General features: G+C 74.9%; 17 protein-coding genes and 1 pseudogene. 8 read left to right on the forward strand and 10 right to left on the reverse strand.

All coding sequences use genetic code 11. From position 1 onward, the window contains the following. Nucleotides 1-68: 68 nt before the first annotated feature. Nucleotides 69-596 carry a gamma carbonic anhydrase family protein gene (locus ABZ861_RS10975; protein ID WP_361627187.1) on the reverse strand — a complete coding sequence of 176 codons (528 nt, stop codon included), beginning with the start codon at nucleotides 594-596 and terminating at the stop codon, nucleotides 69-71. A 154-nt stretch (nucleotides 597-750) separates the two neighbouring features. Between ABZ861_RS10975 and ABZ861_RS10980 the strand changes: the two genes are divergently transcribed. Then, a complete protein-coding gene (locus tag ABZ861_RS10980) occupies nucleotides 751-1,551 on the forward strand; it encodes an acyltransferase (protein ID WP_361627190.1) in 801 nt (266 codons plus the stop codon). 145 nt (nucleotides 1,552-1,696) lie between these two features. Here the strand turns inward: ABZ861_RS10980 and ABZ861_RS10985 are convergent, their stop codons facing one another. Beyond that, nucleotides 1,697-2,101 (reverse strand): hypothetical protein, encoded by a 405-nt coding sequence (locus ABZ861_RS10985; protein ID WP_361627193.1) that lies wholly within the window; start codon nucleotides 2,099-2,101, stop codon nucleotides 1,697-1,699. 184 nt (nucleotides 2,102-2,285) lie between these two features. Here ABZ861_RS10985 and ABZ861_RS10990 point away from each other — a divergent pair, with 184 nt between their 5' ends. Continuing rightward, nucleotides 2,286-2,858 carry an XRE family transcriptional regulator gene (locus tag ABZ861_RS10990; protein WP_361627196.1) on the forward strand — a complete coding sequence of 191 codons (573 nt, stop codon included), beginning with the start codon at nucleotides 2,286-2,288 and terminating at the stop codon, nucleotides 2,856-2,858. A 125-nt stretch (nucleotides 2,859-2,983) separates the two neighbouring features. Here ABZ861_RS10990 and ABZ861_RS10995 read toward each other — a convergent pair. The 3 genes and pseudogenes from ABZ861_RS10995 to ABZ861_RS11005 all read right to left on the reverse strand — a co-directional run. Continuing rightward, nucleotides 2,984-3,229, reverse strand: a pseudogene (locus ABZ861_RS10995) (4-hydroxybenzoate 3-monooxygenase); the annotation flags it as partial. Nucleotides 3,230-3,304: 75 nt separating this feature from the next. After that, complete coding sequence (locus ABZ861_RS11000) at nucleotides 3,305-4,942, reverse strand: APC family permease (RefSeq protein WP_361627199.1); 1,638 nt, start codon at nucleotides 4,940-4,942, stop codon at nucleotides 3,305-3,307. A 218-nt stretch (nucleotides 4,943-5,160) separates the two neighbouring features. Further along, the gene (locus ABZ861_RS11005) at nucleotides 5,161-5,568 is read right to left on the reverse strand and encodes a CoA-binding protein (RefSeq protein WP_361627872.1); all 408 of its coding nucleotides are present in this window, start codon (nucleotides 5,566-5,568) and stop codon (nucleotides 5,161-5,163) included. Between the two features lie 180 nt (nucleotides 5,569-5,748). On the opposite strand from ABZ861_RS11005, the gene ABZ861_RS11010 reads away from it, so the two are divergent. From ABZ861_RS11010 to ABZ861_RS11020, 3 genes are all read left to right on the forward strand, one after another. Beyond that, on the forward strand, nucleotides 5,749-6,378 hold the full coding sequence (locus ABZ861_RS11010; RefSeq protein ID WP_361627202.1) for a YigZ family protein: 630 nt from the start codon (nucleotides 5,749-5,751) through the stop codon (nucleotides 6,376-6,378). A 317-nt stretch (nucleotides 6,379-6,695) separates the two neighbouring features. Beyond that, nucleotides 6,696-7,859: an exonuclease SbcCD subunit D gene (locus tag ABZ861_RS11015; RefSeq protein ID WP_361627205.1), complete on the forward strand. Its 1,164-nt coding sequence runs from the start codon at nucleotides 6,696-6,698 to the stop codon at nucleotides 7,857-7,859. Continuing rightward, nucleotides 7,856-10,849 carry an SMC family ATPase gene (locus ABZ861_RS11020; RefSeq protein ID WP_361627208.1) on the forward strand — a complete coding sequence of 998 codons (2,994 nt, stop codon included), beginning with the start codon at nucleotides 7,856-7,858 and terminating at the stop codon, nucleotides 10,847-10,849. The genes ABZ861_RS11015 and ABZ861_RS11020 overlap by 4 nt, the downstream gene beginning before the upstream one ends. A 147-nt stretch (nucleotides 10,850-10,996) precedes the next feature. On the opposite strand, the gene ABZ861_RS11025 is transcribed toward ABZ861_RS11020, so the two are convergent. Then, complete coding sequence (locus ABZ861_RS11025) at nucleotides 10,997-12,688, reverse strand: DUF885 domain-containing protein (RefSeq protein WP_361627211.1); 1,692 nt, start codon at nucleotides 12,686-12,688, stop codon at nucleotides 10,997-10,999. A 76-nt stretch (nucleotides 12,689-12,764) separates the two neighbouring features. Then, complete coding sequence (locus ABZ861_RS11030) at nucleotides 12,765-13,271, reverse strand: Lrp/AsnC family transcriptional regulator (RefSeq protein ID WP_361627214.1); 507 nt, start codon at nucleotides 13,269-13,271, stop codon at nucleotides 12,765-12,767. A gap of 71 nt (nucleotides 13,272-13,342) precedes the next feature. Between ABZ861_RS11030 and ABZ861_RS11035 the strand changes: the two genes are divergently transcribed. Then, on the forward strand, nucleotides 13,343-14,551 hold the full coding sequence (locus ABZ861_RS11035; RefSeq protein ID WP_361627875.1) for a PLP-dependent aspartate aminotransferase family protein: 1,209 nt from the start codon (nucleotides 13,343-13,345) through the stop codon (nucleotides 14,549-14,551). Nucleotides 14,552-14,803: 252 nt separating this feature from the next. Here the strand turns inward: ABZ861_RS11035 and ABZ861_RS11040 are convergent, their stop codons facing one another. Next, on the reverse strand, nucleotides 14,804-16,246 hold the full coding sequence (locus ABZ861_RS11040; RefSeq protein WP_361627878.1) for a GNAT family N-acetyltransferase: 1,443 nt from the start codon (nucleotides 16,244-16,246) through the stop codon (nucleotides 14,804-14,806). 170 nt (nucleotides 16,247-16,416) lie between these two features. Continuing rightward, nucleotides 16,417-17,247, reverse strand: coding sequence for an alpha/beta fold hydrolase (locus ABZ861_RS11045; protein WP_361627217.1), 831 nt, complete (start codon nucleotides 17,245-17,247; stop codon nucleotides 16,417-16,419). 419 nt (nucleotides 17,248-17,666) lie between these two features. Between ABZ861_RS11045 and ABZ861_RS11050 the strand changes: the two genes are divergently transcribed. Next, on the forward strand, nucleotides 17,667-18,428 hold the full coding sequence (locus tag ABZ861_RS11050) for a GntR family transcriptional regulator (protein WP_361627220.1): 762 nt from the start codon (nucleotides 17,667-17,669) through the stop codon (nucleotides 18,426-18,428). Between the two features lie 255 nt (nucleotides 18,429-18,683). Here the strand turns inward: ABZ861_RS11050 and ABZ861_RS11055 are convergent, their stop codons facing one another. Beyond that, a complete protein-coding gene (locus ABZ861_RS11055; RefSeq protein ID WP_361627223.1) occupies nucleotides 18,684-19,841 on the reverse strand; it encodes an ROK family transcriptional regulator in 1,158 nt (385 codons plus the stop codon). 145 nt (nucleotides 19,842-19,986) lie between these two features. On the opposite strand from ABZ861_RS11055, the gene ABZ861_RS11060 reads away from it, so the two are divergent. Continuing rightward, nucleotides 19,987-20,430: a hypothetical protein gene (locus ABZ861_RS11060; protein WP_361627226.1), complete on the forward strand. Its 444-nt coding sequence runs from the start codon at nucleotides 19,987-19,989 to the stop codon at nucleotides 20,428-20,430. The last annotated feature ends 52 nt before the right edge of the window (nucleotides 20,431-20,482 follow it).

Here is a 20,482-nt window from a genome sequence, read left to right on the forward strand (position 1 = left end):
CGCCCCGCCCCGCGTACGGCCCTCCCGCCGACGCGCCCCGGGCGCCGAGGGACACCGCCCCAGGACCGCTACGCGTGCACGTCCCGATGCGCCTGCGCCAGGTCCGCGTACAGCGCGCTGTTGAGCGTCAGGCCCTGGCGCTCCTCCTCCGTCAGCTCCCGCCTGACCTTGGCGGGCACGCCCGCGACGAGGGAGCCCGGCGGCACCCGCATGCCCTGCGGCACCAGCGCCTGGGCGGCGACCAGGGAGCCGGCGCCGATCACCGCGCCGTTGAGCACCGTCGCGCCCATGCCGATCAGGCAGTCGTCCTCCACGGTCGCGCCGTGCACCACGGCGTTGTGCCCGATGGAGACGCGCTCGCCCACGGTCACCGGGAAGCCGGGGTCGGCGTGCAGCGTGCAGTTGTCCTGGACGTTGCTGCTCGCGCCGACGGCGATCCGCTCCACGTCGCCGCGCAGCACCGCGCCGTACCAGACGCTCGCGCCCGCGGCGAGCGCCACGTCGCCGATCACCGTGGCCGTGGGCGCCACGAACGCCCCCTCGTCCACCTGCGGCTCCCGCCCGCCGATGCCCGTGATGAGCGCCCTGTGCGTCATCCTCGTCCCGCCTTTCCCTGCTCTTCTTCTGCTCTTCGTCCGCCTGCCGCGCGCCGCGGGGCGCCGTGTCCCGGGAACCGTACGGCATGCGGTGGGGCGAAGATCACAGCGCTCCGCCTCCTGGGGCCGGGCCCGGCCTGAGTACGGTGAGCGGGTGCCCAAGCCCCGGAACGCCTTCTCCTCATGGCGGCGACGCCTCGCGCAGCGCGCCGTCCACGCGGGCTGGGCCTGGGTGCGGCGCGCGGGCTCCGTCTCGGCGGAGCGTCCCGGGCGGCTCCGCTTCGGCGCGATCGGCGCGGGCACCCGGCTGGCCTTCCCGCTCGGCACGGTCTTCGGCGAGCCCTGGATCCACCTCGGCGCCTACTGCATCATTGCCGAGCAGGTCACGCTGACCGCCGGCCTGATGCCCGACCTGGACCTCGGCCCCGACCCGATCCTGCGCATCGGCGACGGCGTGGTCCTCGGCCGCGGCAGCCACGTCATCGCGGACACCTCGGTCACCATCGGCAGCGACTGCTACTTCGGCCCGTACGTCTACGTCACCTCCACCAACCACTCCTACGACGACCCGCACCAGCCCGTCGGCAAGCAGTGGCCGCGGATGGAACCGGTGGACATCGGACCCGGCTGCTGGATCGGCACCGGCGCGGTGATCCTGCCCGGTGCGCGGATCGGCAGGAACGCGGTGGTCGCGGCGGGCGCGGTGGTCCGCGGCGAGGTGCCCGACCACGCGGTCGTCGCCGGGGCGCCGGCCCGCGTGGTGCGCCGCTGGACGCCGGACGAGGGCTGGCAGCCGCCGCTGCGGACACCGGCGCCGAGGCCGGTCCCGGACGGCGTCACCCCGGAGCAACTGCGCGCGCTGGCGGACCTGGACGAGGAGGCGGCGGCCGCCCTCGCCGCACCCCACCCGGCAGAACGGGAAGCGGAGGGACGGGCCGTGTCCGACACGGCCTAGCGAGTGCTGTCACCGGAAAGGCGTGCCGGGCGTCGCGAGCCGGTGAAGCTCTCCGGTGCACCGGACTGAAGAGGCATTCCCTCGGCGTGGGCCGGCTCTTCGCCCGGCGGGTCGACGCCTGTCAGAGGGCTGAGCGGCGGTCCTGCTACCGGGCCGCCCCCGGCTCGACGGGCGCCTCTCCCGGCCGCAGCGCCCGGAGCCGCAGCGCCGACCATCGCTCGTCGACCGCGACCTGGGCGTTGGGGCGGAGGCCGTAGTCGCCGGCGATGCGCGCCAAGGTGTCGCGGTTGATGTCGGCCCGGTTGCCCTTCGGGTAGGCGATCCAGTTGACCGGGGCCTGGCGGAGCGCGTCGCCGTGCTCGCTCAGGCAACGGTGCAGGGCTGCCGCGTCCTCGACGAACGCGAGCGTCACGTCCGCCTCGCCGGGCCCGGCGTCCGTGTCCACGTCCTGCGGGAGACCGGTGACCAGACTCAGGTGGGCGGGGTCCCAGATCCACAGGCGCGCACCCGCGGTGATGCGCAGCTTCTCGGCGACGGTCTTCGTGCTCATGCTCTGCATGCTGCCATGCCCGGTGCGCTCGCTCACGCGGGCCCCCGCAACGGCTGCGGAGGAACGCTGTCACGGGGCGCAGAACGTCGTCATGGACGCCTCGCAGTACAGTTCGACGAACGATCGGGTGCAACCCTTGAAGTTCAGTCAAGCGAACTCGCGCATCCACGATATTGGACGGAATGTGGCGGATCTCGACCTGCTGACCCAGTCCCTCGCGCGCAACGTCAAGCGCTGGCGCACCGAGCGCGGTTTCACCCTGGACGTCCTCGCCGCTCGGGCCGGGGTCAGCCGCGGCATGCTCATCCAGATCGAGCAGGCCCGCACCAACCCGAGTCTCGGCACCGTCGTCAAGGTAGGCGACGCCCTCGGGATCAGCGTCACCACCCTGCTCGACTACGCACAGGGCCCGAAGGTCCGCGTCGTCCCCGCCGAGCAGGCGGTACGGCTCTGGCACACCGACGCGGGCAGCTACAACCGGCTGCTGGCCGGGGTCGAGGCGCCCGGCCCGCTGGAGATGTGGGACTGGCGCCTGGCGCCGGGCGAGGGCAGCCCCTCCGATCCGCATCCGGCGGGCACGGTCGAGCTGGTCCACGTCAGGGCGGGCGAGCTGACCCTGACCGTCGACGGCGTGCGGCACCGGGTGCCCGAAGGGGCGAGCGCGTCCTTCGAGGCCGACGTCCCGCACACCTACGCCAACGACGGCGCTGTGCCCATGGAGATGGTGATGGCGGTGTCGGTGCCGCCCGTGCACTGACGGGGCTGGCTGGCCCGGTGGGGAGGCGCCTTCCCGCTGTCAGCCGTCGGCCAGCGTCATGCCCCCCGATCCCCGGTCCCCGGCCCACCGGTCCCCGGCCCACCGATCCCCGGCGCGGCGGTCTGTCAGCCGTACGCGGCCGTTCCCGGGCACTGCTCCGCGAAGGCGGCCGCGGCGGCGGGGGAGGCGAACAGGCGGCGCACCGGGCCAGCGTCGTGCCCGCGCGGTAGGAGTCGCCCGCGGACGTGCCGTGGCAGACGTCGGAGAGCCGCTGGGAGAACTCCTGGTACTCCCACCCCGCGCAGGGCCTTCGCCGAGTGTCGCGCCAGCCCGATCCCGTCGCCCCGGGCGAGGTGCGTCACCCGCGCATTATGACGGTGTCCCGTCAGGCGCGACCGGGGGAGCGGTCGCGCCTGCGGGACACCGTCGGCAACTGCGGAATCAGGTCAGTGCGCGGGCGCGTCGGTGACGACGACCTCTTCGATGCTGCGCTCGATCTCCTCGGGCCCGGCCGCGCTGGCCTTGGCCCAGTAGTAGATGCCGACCGAGAAGGCCGCGACGATGAGCATGTCCCACCACAGGGCGATGTGGGCCTGGCCGCCGAAGCCGCCCTGCCAGGAGATCAGGCCCATGCCCAGCAGGTAGACCGGCAGCCACTGGGCGGCGCGGAAGTTCATCCGGGGCGCGTCGGGCAGGCCCTTGCGCGTGGCGTAGTAGGCGTAGCCGCCCAGCAGCAGGTAGCCGAGGACGATCGCCACGCCGAGGCGCCACAGGGTGTCCCAGCCGGCCCAGTAGATGATCAGGTTGGCGACGACGAAGGACAGCGGGGAGAGCACCTTGCCGGCGGGCAGGCGGTAGGGCCGCTCGCGCTCCGGCAGCCGGTCGGCGAACACGCCGTAGGCCAGCGGCGCTCCCGCGTACATCAGCACGCTCGCGGAGGTGATGAAGCCGACCAGTTCCTGCCAGCTCGGGAAGGGCAGGAAGCAGACCGCGCCGGTGACGAAGGAGATGATGAGGCCGAACCACGGCACGCCCCGCGCGTCGGTCTGCTCGAAGAGCTTGGGCGCGTAGCCGTTCTTGGCCAGGCCGTAGGAGACGCGCGAGGTGGCGGTGGTGTAGATCAGGCCGGTGCCGCCGGGGGAGATCACGGCGTCGATGTAGAGGATCACGCTGAGCCAGCCGAGGCCCACCAGGGTCGCGAGGCCCGCCCAGGGGCCGCTGATGCCGGGGAAGTCGAGCTTGGCCCAGCCGTGCGCGAAGGAGCTCAGCGGCAGCGCGCCGATGAACACGACCTGGAGCAGCACGTAGATCGTCGCGCCGATGGCGACCGAGCCGAGGGTCGCGCGGGGCAGGTCGCGCTTGGGGTTACGGCTCTCGCCGGCGAGCTGGATCGCCTGCTCGAAGCCCAGCAGGGCGAAGATGATGCCGCTGGAGCTGATGGCGCCGAGCACGCCCTTGGCGCCGAACGGGGCGAAGCCGTGGGCGGTGAAGTTGTGCGGGTGGAAGTTGCCGATGGCGATGATGAAGATCGTGGCCAGCGGCACGGCGATCTTCCACCAGGTGGCCGCGCTGTTGGTGTGCGCCAGCACCCGCACGCCCAGGAAGTTGACCGCGACGAAGACGGCCATCAGCACCAGGGCCACGATGAGGCCGCTGGTCGTCAGCGTGCCGTCGGCGTCCTGGAAGCCCTTGGCGAACTGCCAGTGACCGGCGTAGCCGATCATGGCCTCCACCTCGATGGGGGCCACGGTCGCCGCCTGGAGCCAGGAGAACCAGCCGAAGGACATGCCCGCGAACCCGCCGAAGGCGTAGTGCGGGTAACGGGCGGTGCCGCCCGCCACCGGGAACATGCCGCCCAGCTCGGCGTGCACGAGGGCCAGCAGCACGATCGCCACGGTGCCGATCAGCCAGGAGATGATCGCCGCCGGACCCGCCATCACGACGGCCTTCTGCGCGCCGTACAGCCATCCGGAGCCGATGATGGAACCGACCGAGGCCCACATCAGGCCGATCAGACCGACGTCGCGCCGCAGGCCGGTCGTTTTCCCGGGGGCGCCGGGAGTCGCTTGGTCGAGTTTCACCATGTCGCGGGGGCCTCTCGTTCTGTTCGCTGCATCGGTACAGGGCCGATGGCGGCCCACAGTAGGAATGCGAACCGCTTCGGCAAAAGGCCGTCCGGGCGATTTTGACGCCTATAGAGATTCCCTTTACGGATTTTTGACCCGAGATGCTTTGTGCAGGTCAACTAGGCCCTAGGAATATAACTATTCAGTTTCGGATTTCTGGTAAGAGGTGACACAGGCTAGTCGAGACGCGGGATTTCGATGGCCGGGCAGCGGTCCATGACCATGGCGAGTCCCGCGGCCCGGGTCCGGGCATAGGCGGCCTCGTCGACGACGCCGAGCTGGAACCACACCGCGGCGGCCCCCTTCGCCACCGCCTCGTCGGCGACCGCGCCCGCCAGGTCGCCGTTCACGAACACGTCGACCACGTCCACGGGGAACGGGACGTCCGCGAGGGAGGCGTAACCCTGCTCGCCGTGCACCGTCTCCGCCTTGGGATGGACCGGGACGATCCGCTTGCCGAACCGCTGAAGCACCCGCGCCACGCCGTACGCGGCGCGCTCGCGGTTGTCGGAGAGGCCCACCACGGCCCAGGTGTCACCGAGCCCGGTCAGGATCTTGCGGACCGTCGCCGCGTCGCCGTACACCACAGGTTCTCCTCGTGTCGGGGGAAGCACCGCCGACCGGGCAACAGCATGCCGCGCCCGCCGATTCCCAGACCGGGAGGCCGGGCCGGGCGAGGGGCCGGGGCCGAGCGAGGGTCCCGGGTCGGGCGAGGGTCCGGAGGTCAGGGCCGGGGGCCGGGCGGGTCCGCTTAGGGTGGCCGGATGCAGGACGAGTACCGCACAGTGGCCCGCGCGGGCGTGCACGAGACCGAGGTCAACCGCTCCCGCTTCCTGTGCGCCCTCGCCCCGGCGGCCACCGAGCAGCAGGCCCAGGACTTCGTCGCCGCGGTGCGCAAGGAGCACGCCGACGCCTCGCACAACTGCTGGGCCTACGTCGTCGGCGCCGACGCGGGCGTCCAGCGGGCCAGCGACGACGGCGAGCCCGGCGGCACCGCCGGTGTGCCCATGCTCCAGATGCTGCTGCGCCGGGACATGCGGTATGTCGTCGCCGTGGTCACCCGCTACTACGGCGGCGTGAAGCTCGGCGCCGGCGGCCTCATCCGCGCCTACGGCGGCGCCGTGGGCGAGGCGCTGGACGCGCTGGGCACGCTGACCCGCCGGCGCTTCCGCCTGGCCACGGTGACCGTCGACCACCAGCGGGCCGGCAAGGTGCAGAACGAGCTGAGGGCCGCCGGGCGCGAGGTGCGGGACGTGCGCTACGGCGAGGCGGTGACGATCGAGATCGCGCTGCCGGACGCCGACGTGGACGCCTTCCGGGCCTGGCTGGCCGACGCCACCTCCGGCGCCGCCGGCTTCGAGGTGGGCGGGGAGGCGTACGGCGACGCCGTCTGACCGGCGCTGTCCGGCCGGCGCCGTCCGGCAGGTGCTGTCCGGCCGTCGTGCCGTTCGGCGCCGTCTGGCCGGCTCGGTCCGGCCGCGGCGGTCCGCGCGCCCGGCGGCGCCTGACCGGCGGCGTCCGGCCGCCGCGGGCCGCGCGGTCGGCGTCTGCTGACCCGTTCGGTGCTGAGCGGGTGCGGAGAGGCGTTAGCGTGGTGGCTGCTCGTCGCGGGGTCCGCGCGGCCTCAGACGGCCCGCGGGGCACGGCGGACGAGCGGGGACAGCGGGAGCGAGCGGGAGAAGAGGGCAAGCGTGCGGGCCGGAGCGGATTCGTGAGACTGCTGCACACCTCCGACTGGCATCTGGGGCGGTCCTTCCACCGGGTCGGCATGCTCGGCGCCCAGGCGGACTTCATCGCGCACCTGATCGCCACCGTGCGCGAGCGGCAGGTGGACGCGGTGGTCGTCTCCGGAGACGTCTACGACCGCGCGGTGCCGCCGCTGGCCGCCGTCGAGCTGTTCGACGACGCCCTGCACCGCCTCGCCGCGCTCGGCGTGCCCACCGTGATGATCTCCGGCAACCACGACTCCGCCCGCCGCCTCGGCGTCGGCGCCGGGCTGATCGACCGCGCGGGCATCCATCTGCGCACCGAGCCGGCCGCGTGCGGCGTCCCGGTGGTGCTGTCCGACGCCCACGGCGACGTCGCCTTCTACGGCCTGCCCTACCTCGAACCGGCCCTCGTCAAGGACGAGTTCGCGGTCGACAAGGCGGCCCACGAAGCGGTGCTCGCCGCCGCCATGGACCGGGTCCGCGCCGACCTGGCCGCCCGTGCTCCCGGCACCCGCTGCGTCGTCCTCGCGCACGCCTTCGTCACCGGCGGCGAGGCCAGCGACAGCGAGCGGGACATCACCGTCGGCGGGGTCGCCGCCGTCCCCGCGGGCGTCTTCGACGGCGCCGACTACACAGCCCTCGGACACCTGCACGGCTGCCAGACCCTCACCGACCGCGTGCGCTACTCCGGCTCCCCGCTGCCGTACTCCTTCTCCGAGGCCGGGCACCGCAAGAGCATGTGGCTCGTCGACCTCGGCGCCGACGCTGCGGTGACAGCCGAGCGGATCGACTGCCCGGTCCCGCGCGCCCTGGCCCGGATCCGCGGCGCCCTGGAGGATCTGCTCGCCGACCCCGCCCTCGACCGCCACGAGGACGCCTGGGTCGAGGCCACGCTCACCGACCCGGTCCGCCCCGCCGACCCGATGGCCCGCCTCACCGCGCGCTTCCCGCACACCCTCAGCCTCCTCTTCGACCCCGAACGCGCCCCGGACGGCCCCGACGTCTCCTACGCCCGCCGGCTCGCGGGCCGCAGCGACGAGCAGATAGCCGAGGACTTCGTCGCCCATGTGCGCGGCGCGGGCCCCGACGCGCGCGAACAGGCCGTGCTGCGCGAGGCGTTCGACGGGGTACGCGCCGACACGGCACTCCGGGAGACCGCACGGTGAGGCTGCACCGGCTCGACGTCACCGCCTTCGGCCCCTTCGGCGGCTCCCAGAGCGTCGACTTCGACGCCCTGTCGGCGGCCGGACTGTTCCTGCTGCACGGGCCGACCGGCGCCGGCAAGACCTCCGTCCTCGACGCCGTGTGCTACGCCCTGTACGGCTCCGTGCCCGGCGCCCGGCAGAGCGGCCAGGGGATGAGCCTGCGCAGCGACCACGCCGCCCCGGACGCGCCCACCGAGGTCGCCCTCGACCTCACCGTGGCCGGGCGGCGCCTGGAGCTGACCCGCCGCCCGCCGTGGGAGCGCCCGAAACGGCGCGGGACCGGCACCACGGTGGAGAAGGCGCAGAGCAGGCTGCGCGAGTACGACGCGGCCGCGGGCGCCTGGAAGGACCTCAGCCGCTCCCACCAGGAGATCGGCGAGGAGATCGGCCACCTGCTCGGCATGAGCCGCGAGCAGTTCTGCCAGGTCGTGCTGCTGCCGCAGGGCGACTTCGCGCGCTTCCTGCGCGCCGACGCCGAGGCCCGCGGCAAGCTGCTGGGCCGCCTGTTCGACACCCAGCGCTTCGCGGACGCCGAGAAGCGCCTCGCCGAGCGCCGCCGCGCCGCCGAGGCCCGGGTGCGCGAGGGCGACGCCGCGCTGCTGGCCGACGCGCACCGCATGCAGCAGGCGGCGGGCGGCGCCATGCGACCGCCGGAGCTGGCGCCCGGCGAACCCGGTCTCGCCGACGCCGTGCTGACCGCGGCCGCCGTCGCCCGCAGCACCGCCCGGGAACAGCTCGCCGTCGCCCACTGCCGGCTCACCGCCGCCGAGCAGGCCCAGGGCGCCGCCGAGCGTGCCGTGCTCGAGACACGCGAACTGGCCCGGCTCCAGCGGCGGTTCACCGAGGGCAGCGAGCGCGCCGCACGCCTGGAGGAGCGCGCCGCAGAGCACCGGGCGGCCCGCACCCGGATGGAGCGCGGCCGCAAGGCCGAGAACGTGGCACCCGCGGCAGAGCTGCGGGACGCCGCCGAGGCCGCCCACCGGCGCGCGGCCGACGCGGAGGGGCGGGCCCGGACGTCGCTGCCCGCGCGCCTGGCCGACGCCGGAGCGGCCGGACTGGCCGCCGCCGCCCGCCGGGCCGCCGAGGAACTGGGCGGACTGTCCTCGGCCCGCCGCGCCGAGCGGCGCCTCACCGCCCTCCTCGCAGAACGCGCCGACGCCGACCGTCAGGAGCGCGCCGACGAGGACGCGCTCCGGGAGGCCGAGAGCTGGCTCGCCCAGTGGGAGACCCGCCGCGCGGGCCTTGAGGCGCGCGTGGAGGCGGCGCGCGAGGCCGCCGTACGGGCCGAGCAGCTCGCCGTGCGCCGCGAGGCGGCCAAGGCCCGGCTCGCCGCGGCCCGGCTGCGCGACCGGCTGGCCGAGGAGACCGCGCAGGCGCGGCGGCGGGCCCTGGAGTCCGCCGAAGACGCCGTACGGGCCCGGGACGACTGGCTCGGCCTGAAGGAGCAGCGGCTGAACGGCATCGCCGCCGAACTCGCCGCGCACCTCGCAGACGGCGAGCCTTGCGCCGTCTGCGGCGCCACCGAGCACCCGGCGCCCGCACGGAAGGTCACCGGGCACGTGGACCGCGCGGTGGAGGAGGCGGCCCTCGCGGCCCACCAGAGGGCCGAGGAGCGGCGTGCCGACGACGAGCGCCGGGTCGGCGCCCTGCGCGAGCGGCTGGCCGCGGCCGCCGCGGAGGCCGGCGACGACCCCGCCGAACGGCTCGGCGCGGCGGACGAGGAGCTGGAGGGCCAGGTCGCGCGCGCCCGCCGGGAGGGCGCCGCGCTGCACCCGGCCCAGGAGGAGCTGCGCGGGCTGGAGCAGGAGCGCGAGCGGCGGCTCGCCGACCGCCGCCGGGCCGAGGTCCGCTCGGCCGCGCGCCTCAGCCGCCGGGAGGACCTGGACCGCGAGAAGACGGACCTGGAGGCCGAGCTGTCCGCGGCTCGGGGGACCGCCGCCGGCGTCGCCGAGCGCGCCGGCGAACTGGAGCGGCAGGCGGCGCTCCTCACCGAGGCCGCCGAGGCCGCGCGCGCCGCCGAACAGAGCGCCGCACGCCTCAAGGAGGCCGACGGGCGGCTCGCCGAGGCCGCCTTCCGGGCCGGTTTCGACACCCCGCAGGACGCCGTGGGCGCACTGCTCGACGACACCGCCCACCGCGCGCTCCAGCACCGCCTGGACGCCTGGCACACCGAGGAGGCCGCGGTGCGCGCACTCCTCGCCGAAGCCGACGCAGCGGCCGCCGCCCGGCAGCCTGCCGCCGACCCCGCGACGGCGCAGGCCGCCGCGGACGCCGCGGGCAGGCGGCTGCGGGAGGCGGCCTCCGAGCGGGACGCGGCCGCCCGCCGCTGCGTCGAACTCGACCGGCTCTCCGCCCGCGCGGCCGACGGCGTACGGCGCCTGGCGCCGCTGCGCGCGGAGCACGACCGGGTGGCGCGGCTCGCCGCGCTCACCGCGGGCACCTCGGCCGACAACGAACGCCGGATGCGCCTGGAGTCCTACGTCCTGGCCGCCCGGCTCGAACAGGTGGCCGCCGCCGCGACCGCACGGCTGGCGCGGATGTCCTCGGGCCGCTACACCCTGGTGCACTCCGACGACCGGACTGGACGCGGCCGCAGCGGCCTGGGACTGCACGTCGTCGACGCCTGGACCGGGCGCGAGCGGGACACCGCGACCCTGTCGGGCGGCGAGACGTTCTTCGCCTCCCTCGCGCTCGCGCTGGGCCTCGCGGACGTCGTCACCGACGAGGCCGGCGGGGTCCGCCTGGACACCCTCTTCATCGACGAGGGCTTCGGCAGCCTGGACGACCAGACCCTCGACGAGGTGCTGGACGTGCTCGACTCGCTGCGCGAACGCGACCGCAGCGTCGGCATCGTCAGCCACGTCGCCGACCTGCGGCGGCGGGTGCACGCGCAACTGGAGGTCGTGAAGGGCAGAGCGGGGTCCTCGGTCCGCCAGCGCGGCGACGGCTGACCGGGACCCGGCGGGGCGGCGCACGCCGCGCCGCCGACCCGCTGACGGGGCCGGCCGAGGGCGACGACCGCGGGTGCGGACCGCGGCGGGAGCGGCGGCCCGGCCGCGGCGGCTGACCGGCCGCCGCGGCCGGGCCGCGTGCGGGGGTCAGAGCCGGGACAGCTCGTCCACCAGGTCGTCCAGGCCCAGCGAACCCTGGGACAGGGCCGCCATGTGCCAGGACTTCGCGTCGAACGCGTCGCCGTGCCGCTTCGCGGCGTTCTCCCGGCCGAGCAGCCAGGCGCGTTCGCCCAGTTTGTAGCCGATCGCCTGGCCGGGCATCGACAGGTAGCGCACCAGCTCGCTCTCCACGAAGTCCCGCGGCCGGCTGCTGTGCGCGCCGAAGAACTCCTGAGCCAGCTCCGGCGTCCACCGCTCACCGGGATGGAACGGCGAGTCCGCCGGGATCTCCAGCTCCAGGTGCATGCCGATGTCGACGATGACGCGGGCGGCGCGCATCATCTGCGCGTCCAGATAGCCCAGCCGCCGCTCCGGGTCGGTGAGGAAGCCGAGTTCGTCCATCAGCCGCTCCGCGTACAGGGCCCAGCCCTCCGCGTTGGCGCTGACGATGCCCACCGTCGCCTGATAGCGCGAGAGGTCCTGCGCGACGTGCGCCCACTGGGCGAGCTGGAGATGGTGGCCGGGCACGCCCTCGTGGTACCAGGTCGACACCAGGTCGTACACCGGGAAGCGGGTACGTCCCATGGTGGGCAGCCAGGTGCGGCCGGGCCGGGAGAAGTCCGGGGACGGCGCCGAGTAGTAGGGGGCCGCGGCGCCGCCGGGCGGTGCGATGCGCGACTCCACCCGGCGCACCCGCTCGGCGAGTTCGAAGTGGGCGCCGTCCAGCGCGTCGATCGCCTCGTCCATCAGGGCCTGAAGCCAGTCGCGGACCTCGTCCACGCCCTCGATATGGGCGCCCTCCCGGTCCAGGTGCGCGAGCGCCGTCCACGGGGTCTCGGCGCCGGGCAGCACCTTCTCGGCTTCCTGCTCCATCTCGCCCAGCAGCCGGTGGAACTCCGCCCAGCCGTAGGCGTACGCCTCGTCCAGGTCCAGGTCGGTGCCGTTGAAGTAGCGGGAGAAGCGGGCGTAGCGCTCGCGGCCCACCGTGTCCGGGGAGCCCTCGACGGCGGGCGCGTACACGTCGCGCATCCAGTCGCGCAGTTCGACGAGGGCCGCCGTCGCCGCGCCGGCCGCCGCGTCCAGTTCGGCGCGCAGGGCGTCGGGACCGGCGCTCGCGAACTCCTCGAACCAGCCGCGCTCCCGGCCGTCGCTCCCCGACCACGCGGTGAGCTGCTCCACGAACGTCGCCGTGGGCCGCGGGCCGGCGTGGAGTGCGCGCTCCAGACCGAGGGCCAGCGACTCCCGGTAGCCGCGCAGCGAGTCCGGCACGGCGCGCAGCCGCTCGGCGACCGCCGCCCAGTCCTCCTCCGTGTCGGTCGGCGTGAGCGTGAAGACCTCGCGGATCGAGTGCACCGGGCTGTGGATGTTGCTCACCGCGCGCAGGCCCTCGCCGGCGTCGTGCACGGCCAGCTCCGCGGTGAGCCGCTCGCGCAGCAGGCGGGCGCACCGGCGCTCGATGCCGCTGTCCGCGCCGGGAAGGCGTTCGGCCTCGTCGAGCCGGGCCAGCGTCGTGCGGGCCAGCTCCGCCAGGGCCTTCTGGCCCGCGGGCGAGGCGTCGGGCAGCCTGCCCGAACTCTCCTTCACCCCCAGGTAGGTACCGGTGATCGGGTCGAGGGCGATGAGATCGTCGACGTAGGCGTCGGCGACCTGCCGGGGCAGCGGACTCATTGTGTCTGACATGCGGACCATCCTGGTACGCGGAGGCGGGTCGCGTCAGCCCGGTTTCCGGGCCGGCCGCCGTCCGGTTCCGGGCGCCTCACTCCGGCCGGGGCGAGGGCGGTCCCGGGACCGCGCCCGGCGGCAGCAGCGGCCCGCAGTCCCACTGCTGGAAGATGAGCCGCGTCTCCACCCGCGCCACCTCGCGCCGCGCCGTGAACTCGTCCAGGACCAGACGCTGGAGATCCGCCATGTCGGCCACGGCGACGTGCACCAGATAGTCGTCCGGGCCGGTCAGATGGAACACCGTCCGCGACTCCGGCAGCGCCCGGATCCGCTCCACGAACGGTCCCACCAGTTCCCGCCGGTGCGGGCGGACCTGCACCGACAGCAGCGCCTGAAGGCCACGCCCCAGCGCGGCCGGATCGAGCCGCAGCGCGTGGCCGAGGATCACGCCCGAGCGGCGCAGCCGGGCCACCCGGTCCAGACAGGTCGACGCGGCCACCCCGACCTGCGCGGCGAGATCGCGGTACGTGAGCCGGGCGTCGTTCTGCAACAGCCGCAGCAGATGGAGGTCCACCGGATCCAGTACGACGGATGCGCCCATGCGCCGAACGTAACACGGAGTTCTCCGCCGCCTGTCCGGCCGCTGTTCACCCTTCCGTCATGGACAAGCCCCTGGACTCTGCGCGCACGTCCGCGTACGACGACGTACGCACCGCCTCCCGAGCACTGGCCACCGAGGCCGTGCACGCCGGCCGCGAGGATCTCGCCCGGCAGGGACTGCACGCCCCGCCGATCGATCTGTCCACCACCTACCCCTCCTACGACAGCCGGGCCGAGGCCGCCCGCATCGACGCCTTCGCGGGCGACGGCGCCGCGCTCGACGGCCCGCCCGTCTACGGCCGCCTCGGCAACCCGACCGTCGCCCGCTTCGAGACCGCGCTCGCCCGGCTGGAGGGCGCCGAGGCGGCGGTCGCGTTCGCCAGCGGCATGGCCGCGCTCAGCGCGGTCCTCCTCGCCCGGTCCGCCCTCGGCCTGAAGCACGTGGTGGCCGTGCGCCCGCTGTACGGGTGCAGCGACCACCTGCTGACCGCCGGGCTGCTGGGCAGCGAGGTGACCTGGACCGACCCGGCCGGGATCGCCGCGGCGCTGCGCCCGGACACCGGCCTGGTGATGGTGGAGTCCCCGGCCAACCCGACGCTGGCCGAGGTGGACCTGCGGGCCGTCGCGCACGCCTGCGGGTCGGTTCCGCTGCTCGCCGACAACACCTTCGCCACCCCGGTGCTCCAGCGCCCCGTCGAACTGGGCGCCCGGCTGGTGCTGCACAGCGCCACCAAGTACCTGGGCGGACACGGCGACGTCATGGCCGGTGTGGTCGCCTGCGACGAGGAACTGGCCGGGCGGCTGCGGCAGATCCGGTTCGCCACCGGGGGCGTGCTGCACCCGCTCGCCGGCTACCTGCTGCTGCGCGGCCTGTCCACGCTTCCGGTGCGGGTGCGCGCCGCCTCCACCACCGCCGCGGACCTGGCCGCCCGGCTCGCCGCGGACCCGCGCGTCGCCCGCGTCCACTACCCGGCGATCGGCGGCGCCATGGTCGCCTTCGAGGTGCACGGCGACCCGCACGCGGTCATCGGCGCCGTCCGGCTGATCACCCCGGCCGTCAGCCTCGGCAGCGTCGACACCCTGATCCAGCACCCCGCCTCCATCAGCCACCGCGTCGTGGACCCGGACGACCGGCGCGGGGCGGGAGTCGGCGACCGCCTGCTGCGGATGTCGGTCGGCTTGGAGGACGTCGAGGACCTGTGGAGCGACCTGGACACCGCACTAGGGGCACGGACTCCCGGAGCGCCGGAGGTGAAGAACCCGCACCGGGCGATGAGTTGAGCGATCCGGTTGGGGGGCGCGGGGGCACGGGGACACGGGGGCGCCGTGAAGGCGTGGGGGCGCCGCGAAGGCGCGGGCGCCGGGGCGCATCGCGGGCGGTCCCGCGGTGCGCTGCCGGGCGGCCCGTGCGTCTCCTGGCTGCCGACCGTCCGTGCCCCGCGAGTACGGGGCACGGACAGGTCAATTGCGCGGGCCGGTCGCCCGGGTCGTCGCGTGGCTCAGACCCGCACGCGGGTCGGCCGCGCGGGCCGCTCAGTCGCGCGGGCTGGCCGCGCTGTGACCGGCCCGCTGGGCGTGGGCGTCCTGCGACGGCGCGCTGGCGGCCCGGAGGGCGTTCAGGCGGGCGGTGATCACGAGGGTGCCCTCCTCGATCTGGTAGTCCAGCGGCAGGTCCAGGCCCCGCATCGCGGCGACCATGCCAGTGTTCGACGCCTGCGTGACCGCGTACACGCTGGCGCAGCCCGCGTCGACGGCCATGGACACCAGCCGGTCCAGCAGTTCGGCGCCGATGCCGCGCCGCTGCCACTCGTCCTCGACGAGCAGCGCGACCTCGGTCTCGTCGCCGTCCCAGAGCAGATGACCCAGGCCGATGATCCGGCCCGACGCGGTCTGCGCGGCCAGGGTGCGGCCGAAGCGGGGGCTGAGCAGGTGGTTCAGATAGCGCTCGGCGTCGCCGACCGGCCCGTGGTAGCGCAGGCTCAGCGTCCGCGCCGAGCACCGTTCGTGCATCCGGCAGGCCGCGTCGAGGTCGCCCGGGTCGGCGCGGCGGACGGTGATCGCGTTGCCCTCGGGGAGCGTCAGCACGTCCTGGCCGCGCGGCATCCGGGGGCCGAGCCGGGCGTCCAGCTCCACCAGGGCGCGGGCGCGCGCGAACTCGGCCGGGGTGAACGGCAGGTACGGCCGCTCCACCGTGATCACTCCGCCCTCCGGCCCCCGCAGCCGCAGCACCGTCTCCTCCAGGACGCCCTCGACCGGGACCTCCTCGGCGTCCCGGCCGCTGCCCGCCGGACCGGACGGCGAGGAGCGGATGGTGCACCGCCCGAGCAACTGGCGCAGAGCGAGGGGGAGTTCCGCCGCGTCCAGTGCGGTGCGGGCGGCCAGGCCCAGGACACGGGTGGGCGCGTCCACCAGATCGTGGGCGTCGGCCCGCTCGATCCACGTGCTGAAACCGCCCGCGGCGCCGACCGCCGCCGTGATCTCCCGCGCCTCGACTCCGCCCGGGGCGCGCACCAGGAACTCGTCCACCGTGCCGTCGGCGAGCGGGTGCGTCTGGAGGCTCAGGATGTCGATGTGCCGGACGGCCAGCGCCGTGCAGAGAGCGGCCAGCGAACCCGGCTCGTCCTTCACCGTGGTCCGCAGCCGCCACAGCGCACGCGCCGCCGCTTCCTCGTGCTCCGCCGGGGCGGAGGGGGAGGGCCCGGCCTGCCGCCCTCCGGCGGCGAGCGGCCGGGCGCCGGTATCGTCCGCGGGAGGCGCGTGGCCGTGGCGCCGTGCCCACCAGGTGTGGAACGCCGCCGTCGCGAGCAGCGCCAGCGCCGAGATCAGCAGCAGGGCGGGTCCGCCGGGCCTGTGGCCGATCAGGTTGGCCACCGCGTCCGCGACCGCCACCGCCGTGAACAGAGCGGCGAGTTCCACCACGTCCCGCCGCCAGTGGTGCACTGGGCGGCCGTTCCTTCTGCGCGTCACATCACACATGTTCCGAGTCATGCACCCACTGTGAAGGAACGGTGTTGCCTGGTCGCGAACGCTCTGTGACCTCCGGGTAAAGCACGGATCCGTCGTGACGGAGCGCTTCGGCCGGCCGGTGAGCGCGCGAGCCGGCCGGTGGAGCGCGAGGAGCGGCGCCGGGGGCGCGGGAGGGGGTGTCAGCGGCTGCCGTCGAGGAGCACGCGCGCGACGAGCGCGGGGTCGTCGCTCATCGGGACGTGTCCGCAGCCGGGCAGCCGGACCAGCCGGGCGCGCGGGATGATCTGCTTGGCCCGCACGCCCTGCCTGCGCACCAGCAGCCGGTCCTGGGCGCCCCAGGCCACGGTGACCGGGATGCCGGGGACGTCGTCCGTGAACCGCACGCCGATGCCCGCGCGAAGCGTCTCCTCGAACCCCGCGGCCCCCGCCAGGGCGAGCGTCTCGGCGACCACCGCCTCGGGTGACCGGCGGCCCGGCCGGGCGTAAACGGTGCTGGTCAGGACGGTGCGTCCGGCGGCGGTCCGGGCCAGGCGCTCGACCACCGGCAGCGGCGTGCGCCGCGCGATCGTCCGCATCGCGCGCAGGACGACGAAGGCGTAGCGCCGCTCGGCCTGCGACCAGAAGCCCGCGGGTGAGAGGGCGGTGACGGACCGTACGCGCTGCTCCCGGCCGAGTTCGAGGGCCAGCAGTCCGCCCAGCGAGTTGCCGGCGACGTGCGGGCGGTCGATGTCCAGGGCCGTGCACAGGGCGGCCAGGGCGGCGTTCATCGTCGGCAGGTCGTGCCGCAGTCCCTCGGGCAGCGCGGGAGAGGCGCCGAACCCTGGCAGATCCACGCTGATCACGTCGCGTTCGGCCGCGAGGAGGTGCACCACCGGGTCCCACGCCTGACGGTGGTGACCTATGCCGTGCAGCAGGAGCAGCGGCTCGCCGCTTCCCTCGCGGGCGTAGGAGAAGGTCACGGTCCGCGGGCCGTGGGCGGAGGGGACCGTGCAGGAGACGGTGGCGGACATGGGGGCTCCTCGATCGGGAATCGCTGACGGACGCCGGACTGTCGGGTAGACAGCCTGTCAGCAATCGCTACTGCCCGGTAGCCCCGAGGGGGAGCCCGGGGCCGTCGCCGGGTGCGCTGCCCCGCCTGTAGCCGGGTGCGCCGCCTCGCCCGTCGCCGGGTGCGCTGCCCCGCCCGTCGCCGGGTGCGTCCGCCCCCCGGCCGCCGTCGTGTGCGCCCGCCAGCGCGCCGTCTCGCGCGCCCCCAGGTGCGAACGCCGTGTGAACGCTGAGCGCCGCGGCGGACATCCGGTCCCCAGTCGGTCGAGGATTGGTCTTGACCAAGGGGGTAGGCGGCCCTATGGTCGCAGACAAGTACAACAACCTTTAATAAACAAGGGCGCTAAAACGCCGCCGGACCACGGGGATTGCGGAGGACAGGGTGGGGACCACGCAACTGGAATCGGTGCCGGAGCCGAAGTACCTGCACCTCAAGACCGTGCTCAGCGAGGCACTGGACTCGGAGTTCTCGGTCGGCGAGATCCTGCCCAACGAGCGTGACCTGGCCGCCCGCTTCGGCGTCGCCCGCGCCACGCTGCGCCAGGCTCTGGAGCAGTTGGAGCTGGAGGGCAGGCTTCAGCGCCGCCGCGGCGTGGGCACGACGGTCGCGCCGCCGCGCGTGGGCGTCGACGTGGGGGCCGAACAGCACGCTTGGCCGGGCGCGCCCGACGACGCCTGGCAGCCCGCGGACTGCGTGCGGGAAGTCCCGCCGGCCGCTGTCGCCGACGCCCTGGAGACCGGGCGCGAGGAGTCCGTGCACACCGTGCGCCGGTCCCGGACGAGTAACGGTCAGCCCGTTGCGGCCGAACTGCTTTACATCCCGGCCTCCTCGGTGCCCGACCTTACCGCGATCGACGCGCCCTCCGGACCGGCGCGCGCGCGTGCGCTGCTGCGCGAACTCCAGCGTCTGGACCTGGAGGGACAGGACCGCGCGGTCGAACTGGGCTCCGCCCGCGCGGACGACGCCAAAGAGCTGGACCGGCTGCCCGGCGCGCCCGTCCTCGTCGTCACCACGCGCTTCCTCGCCGGGGGCCGCACCGCCGCCCTGTCCGTCGCCACCTACCGCGCGGACACCTGCCGGCTGACCTTCGGCGACTCCGGCGGCGTGGAGATCGACCAGGGCCCGGAGCGCCAGGCGTCCTGACCGCGGGCGGCGAACCGCGCGCGGGCCGAGGACTGCGTGCGGCTGTGCACGGCGTGTGCGCCGAGGACTGCGTGCGGGCCGTGCACCGCGTGCGGGCCGAGGGCTGTGTGCGAGCCGTGCACTGCGTCTGCGCCGTGCACCGTGCGCGGGCCGAGGACTGCGCATGGGCCGAGGACTGTGCGCGGCCCGCGCGACCCCGTGCCACCGGATCACCCGGAGGCGCGGGGCGCCGACGCGCACGGCCCGCCGCGGCGCTCAGCGCCGGGCCGTCACCGGGCTCTCCACCGCGAAGAGCTGTTCGTCGACATGGTCGAGGGCGAGCCGCAGCGCGCCCGTCGCCACGGCCGCCTCGCCCAGCATCGACAACGTCACCTCGGGCGGCCGCAGGCAGTAGCGGGCCAGCTCGCTCCGCAGCGGCTCCAGTACGCCGTCCAGCCCGGCCGCCCAGCCGCCGACGACCACCAGCTCCGGATCCAGGGCGAGCACCAGCGCCGCGACGTCGTGGACGAGCCGCCGGATGAAACGGTCCATGGCCGCCAGCGCCTGCTGGTCGCCCTGGCGGGCGAGGGCGAACACCGCGGCCACCGCCTGCTCGTCCAGCGGGTGCAGCGGCTGGTCCGTGGTCGACAGCAGCGTCTCCGGGGTGTCGCCCCGGCCCAGCAGGTGCAGCGCGCCGATCTCGCCCGCGGCCCCGCCGAACCCCCGGTGCAGCCGCCCGCCGATCAGCGATCCGGCGCCCGGACTGAGCCCGGCCAGCACGAAGACCACGTCGTCGGACGCGGTGGCGGCGCCCTTCCAGTGCTCGGCGACCGCCGCGGCGTTGGCGTCGTTCTCGACCAGCACCGGGCACTTGAAGGAACGGCTCAGCCGCTCGCCCAGGCGCAGTCCGGTCCACCCGGGCAGCGCGGTGCTCAACCGCACCACCCCGCCCGCCTCGACGATCCCCGGCGTGCCGACGCCGACGGCGCGCAGCGAGCTGCGCGGCACACCGGCCCGGCGCAGCAACTCTGCGACCGCGGCGCGCAGCCGCTCCAGGCGCTCGTCGGCGTCCGCCGTCTCGTCCACGTCCTTGGACTGGGCGCCGAGCACCCGGCCGTCCAGGTCCGACAGCAGCGCGGCGACCCGGTGGGCCTCGATCTCCAGGCCCAGCAGGTGCCCGGCCTCGGCACGGAAGCGGAACCGCCGCGCGGGCCGCCCCTGGCGACGGGCGACGCCCTCCTCGGCCGCCGTCTCCATCACCAGGCCCGCCGCCATCAGGTCTTCCACGACCCCTTCGACCGTCGGCCGGGACAGCCCCGTCACCCGGGTGATCTCCGTCAGCGTCGCGCAGTCCGCGCCGCGCAGCGCGTGCAGCACCACCGCGGAGTTGATCCTCCGCAGCAGCGAGGGGTCCCCGCCGGTCAGCCGCCCCAACGTCGGTCCTCCCTGCTCGTGCGCGTGTGGGCCGGATCGTACTCGCCGTGGGCCGGTGCAGCGAGGGGCGGGCGGCGCCGCGCCTCATCGGAGCGCATGCCTGACGTACCGTCAATTGTCAGTGGCAGCCGGTTTACTGGAGCGCATGGACATCGCGAAGGCCCTCGCCGTCATCGACCGGCTGTGCGCGGAGGCGTTCCCCGCCGAGCCGGTCAGGACGGACGCCGGCACGGCCGGACCCGGCTGGTCCACGGCCGAGTTGGCGACGAGCGAGGACTTCTGGGAGGACGACGGGACGCGCCGGCGGGAGACGGAGGAGCAGTACGACAGCGACCGGGACGGGCTGACGGAGCGGCTGACCGCGCGCTGGGGTCCGCCCCAGTGGTTCAGCCTGTACAGCGTCCTCGAACGGACGGTGGCGGGTCAGCGGACGGCGGAGCCGTGGGACTCCCTGAGCGGGCACGTGCCGGACGTGCGGCTGTGGCGGTCGCCGGAGGCGGGCCGCTGGATAGCCCTCGGCGTCTCGCGGTGGGGCGCCGAGCTGCCGTTCCAGCTCCTCGCGGTCGTCACGGACGTCGATCCGCCGTGAGCCGCGGCAGCCTCTCGTAAGTGAGCGGCGGGTCGCGGCAGCCTGCCGTGAG

It is taken from the genome of Streptomyces sp. NPDC046985 (assembly GCF_040644415.1).
In the GTDB taxonomy this organism is placed as follows: Bacteria; Actinomycetota; Actinomycetes; order Streptomycetales; family Streptomycetaceae; genus Streptomyces.

Excerpts from the sequence above, each read along its gene's own strand:
- ABZ861_RS10975 (WP_361627187.1), bottom strand. The coding sequence starts at position 596 with ATGACGCACAGGGCGCTCATCACGGGCATCGGCGGGCGGGAGCCGCAG.
- ABZ861_RS10985 (WP_361627193.1), bottom strand. The coding sequence starts at position 2,101 with ATGAGCACGAAGACCGTCGCCGAGAAGCTGCGCATCACCGCGGGTGCG.
- ABZ861_RS11045 (WP_361627217.1), bottom strand. The coding sequence starts at position 17,247 with ATGTCCGCCACCGTCTCCTGCACGGTCCCCTCCGCCCACGGCCCGCGG.
- ABZ861_RS11030 (WP_361627214.1), bottom strand. The coding sequence starts at position 13,271 with ATGGGCGCATCCGTCGTACTGGATCCGGTGGACCTCCATCTGCTGCGG.
- ABZ861_RS11060 (WP_361627226.1), top strand. The coding sequence starts at position 19,987 with ATGGACATCGCGAAGGCCCTCGCCGTCATCGACCGGCTGTGCGCGGAG.
- ABZ861_RS11025 (WP_361627211.1), bottom strand. The coding sequence starts at position 12,688 with ATGTCAGACACAATGAGTCCGCTGCCCCGGCAGGTCGCCGACGCCTAC.
- ABZ861_RS11040 (WP_361627878.1), bottom strand. The coding sequence starts at position 16,246 with ATGTGTGATGTGACGCGCAGAAGGAACGGCCGCCCAGTGCACCACTGG.
- ABZ861_RS11010 (WP_361627202.1), top strand. The coding sequence starts at position 5,749 with ATGCAGGACGAGTACCGCACAGTGGCCCGCGCGGGCGTGCACGAGACC.
- ABZ861_RS11000 (WP_361627199.1), bottom strand. The coding sequence starts at position 4,942 with ATGGTGAAACTCGACCAAGCGACTCCCGGCGCCCCCGGGAAAACGACC.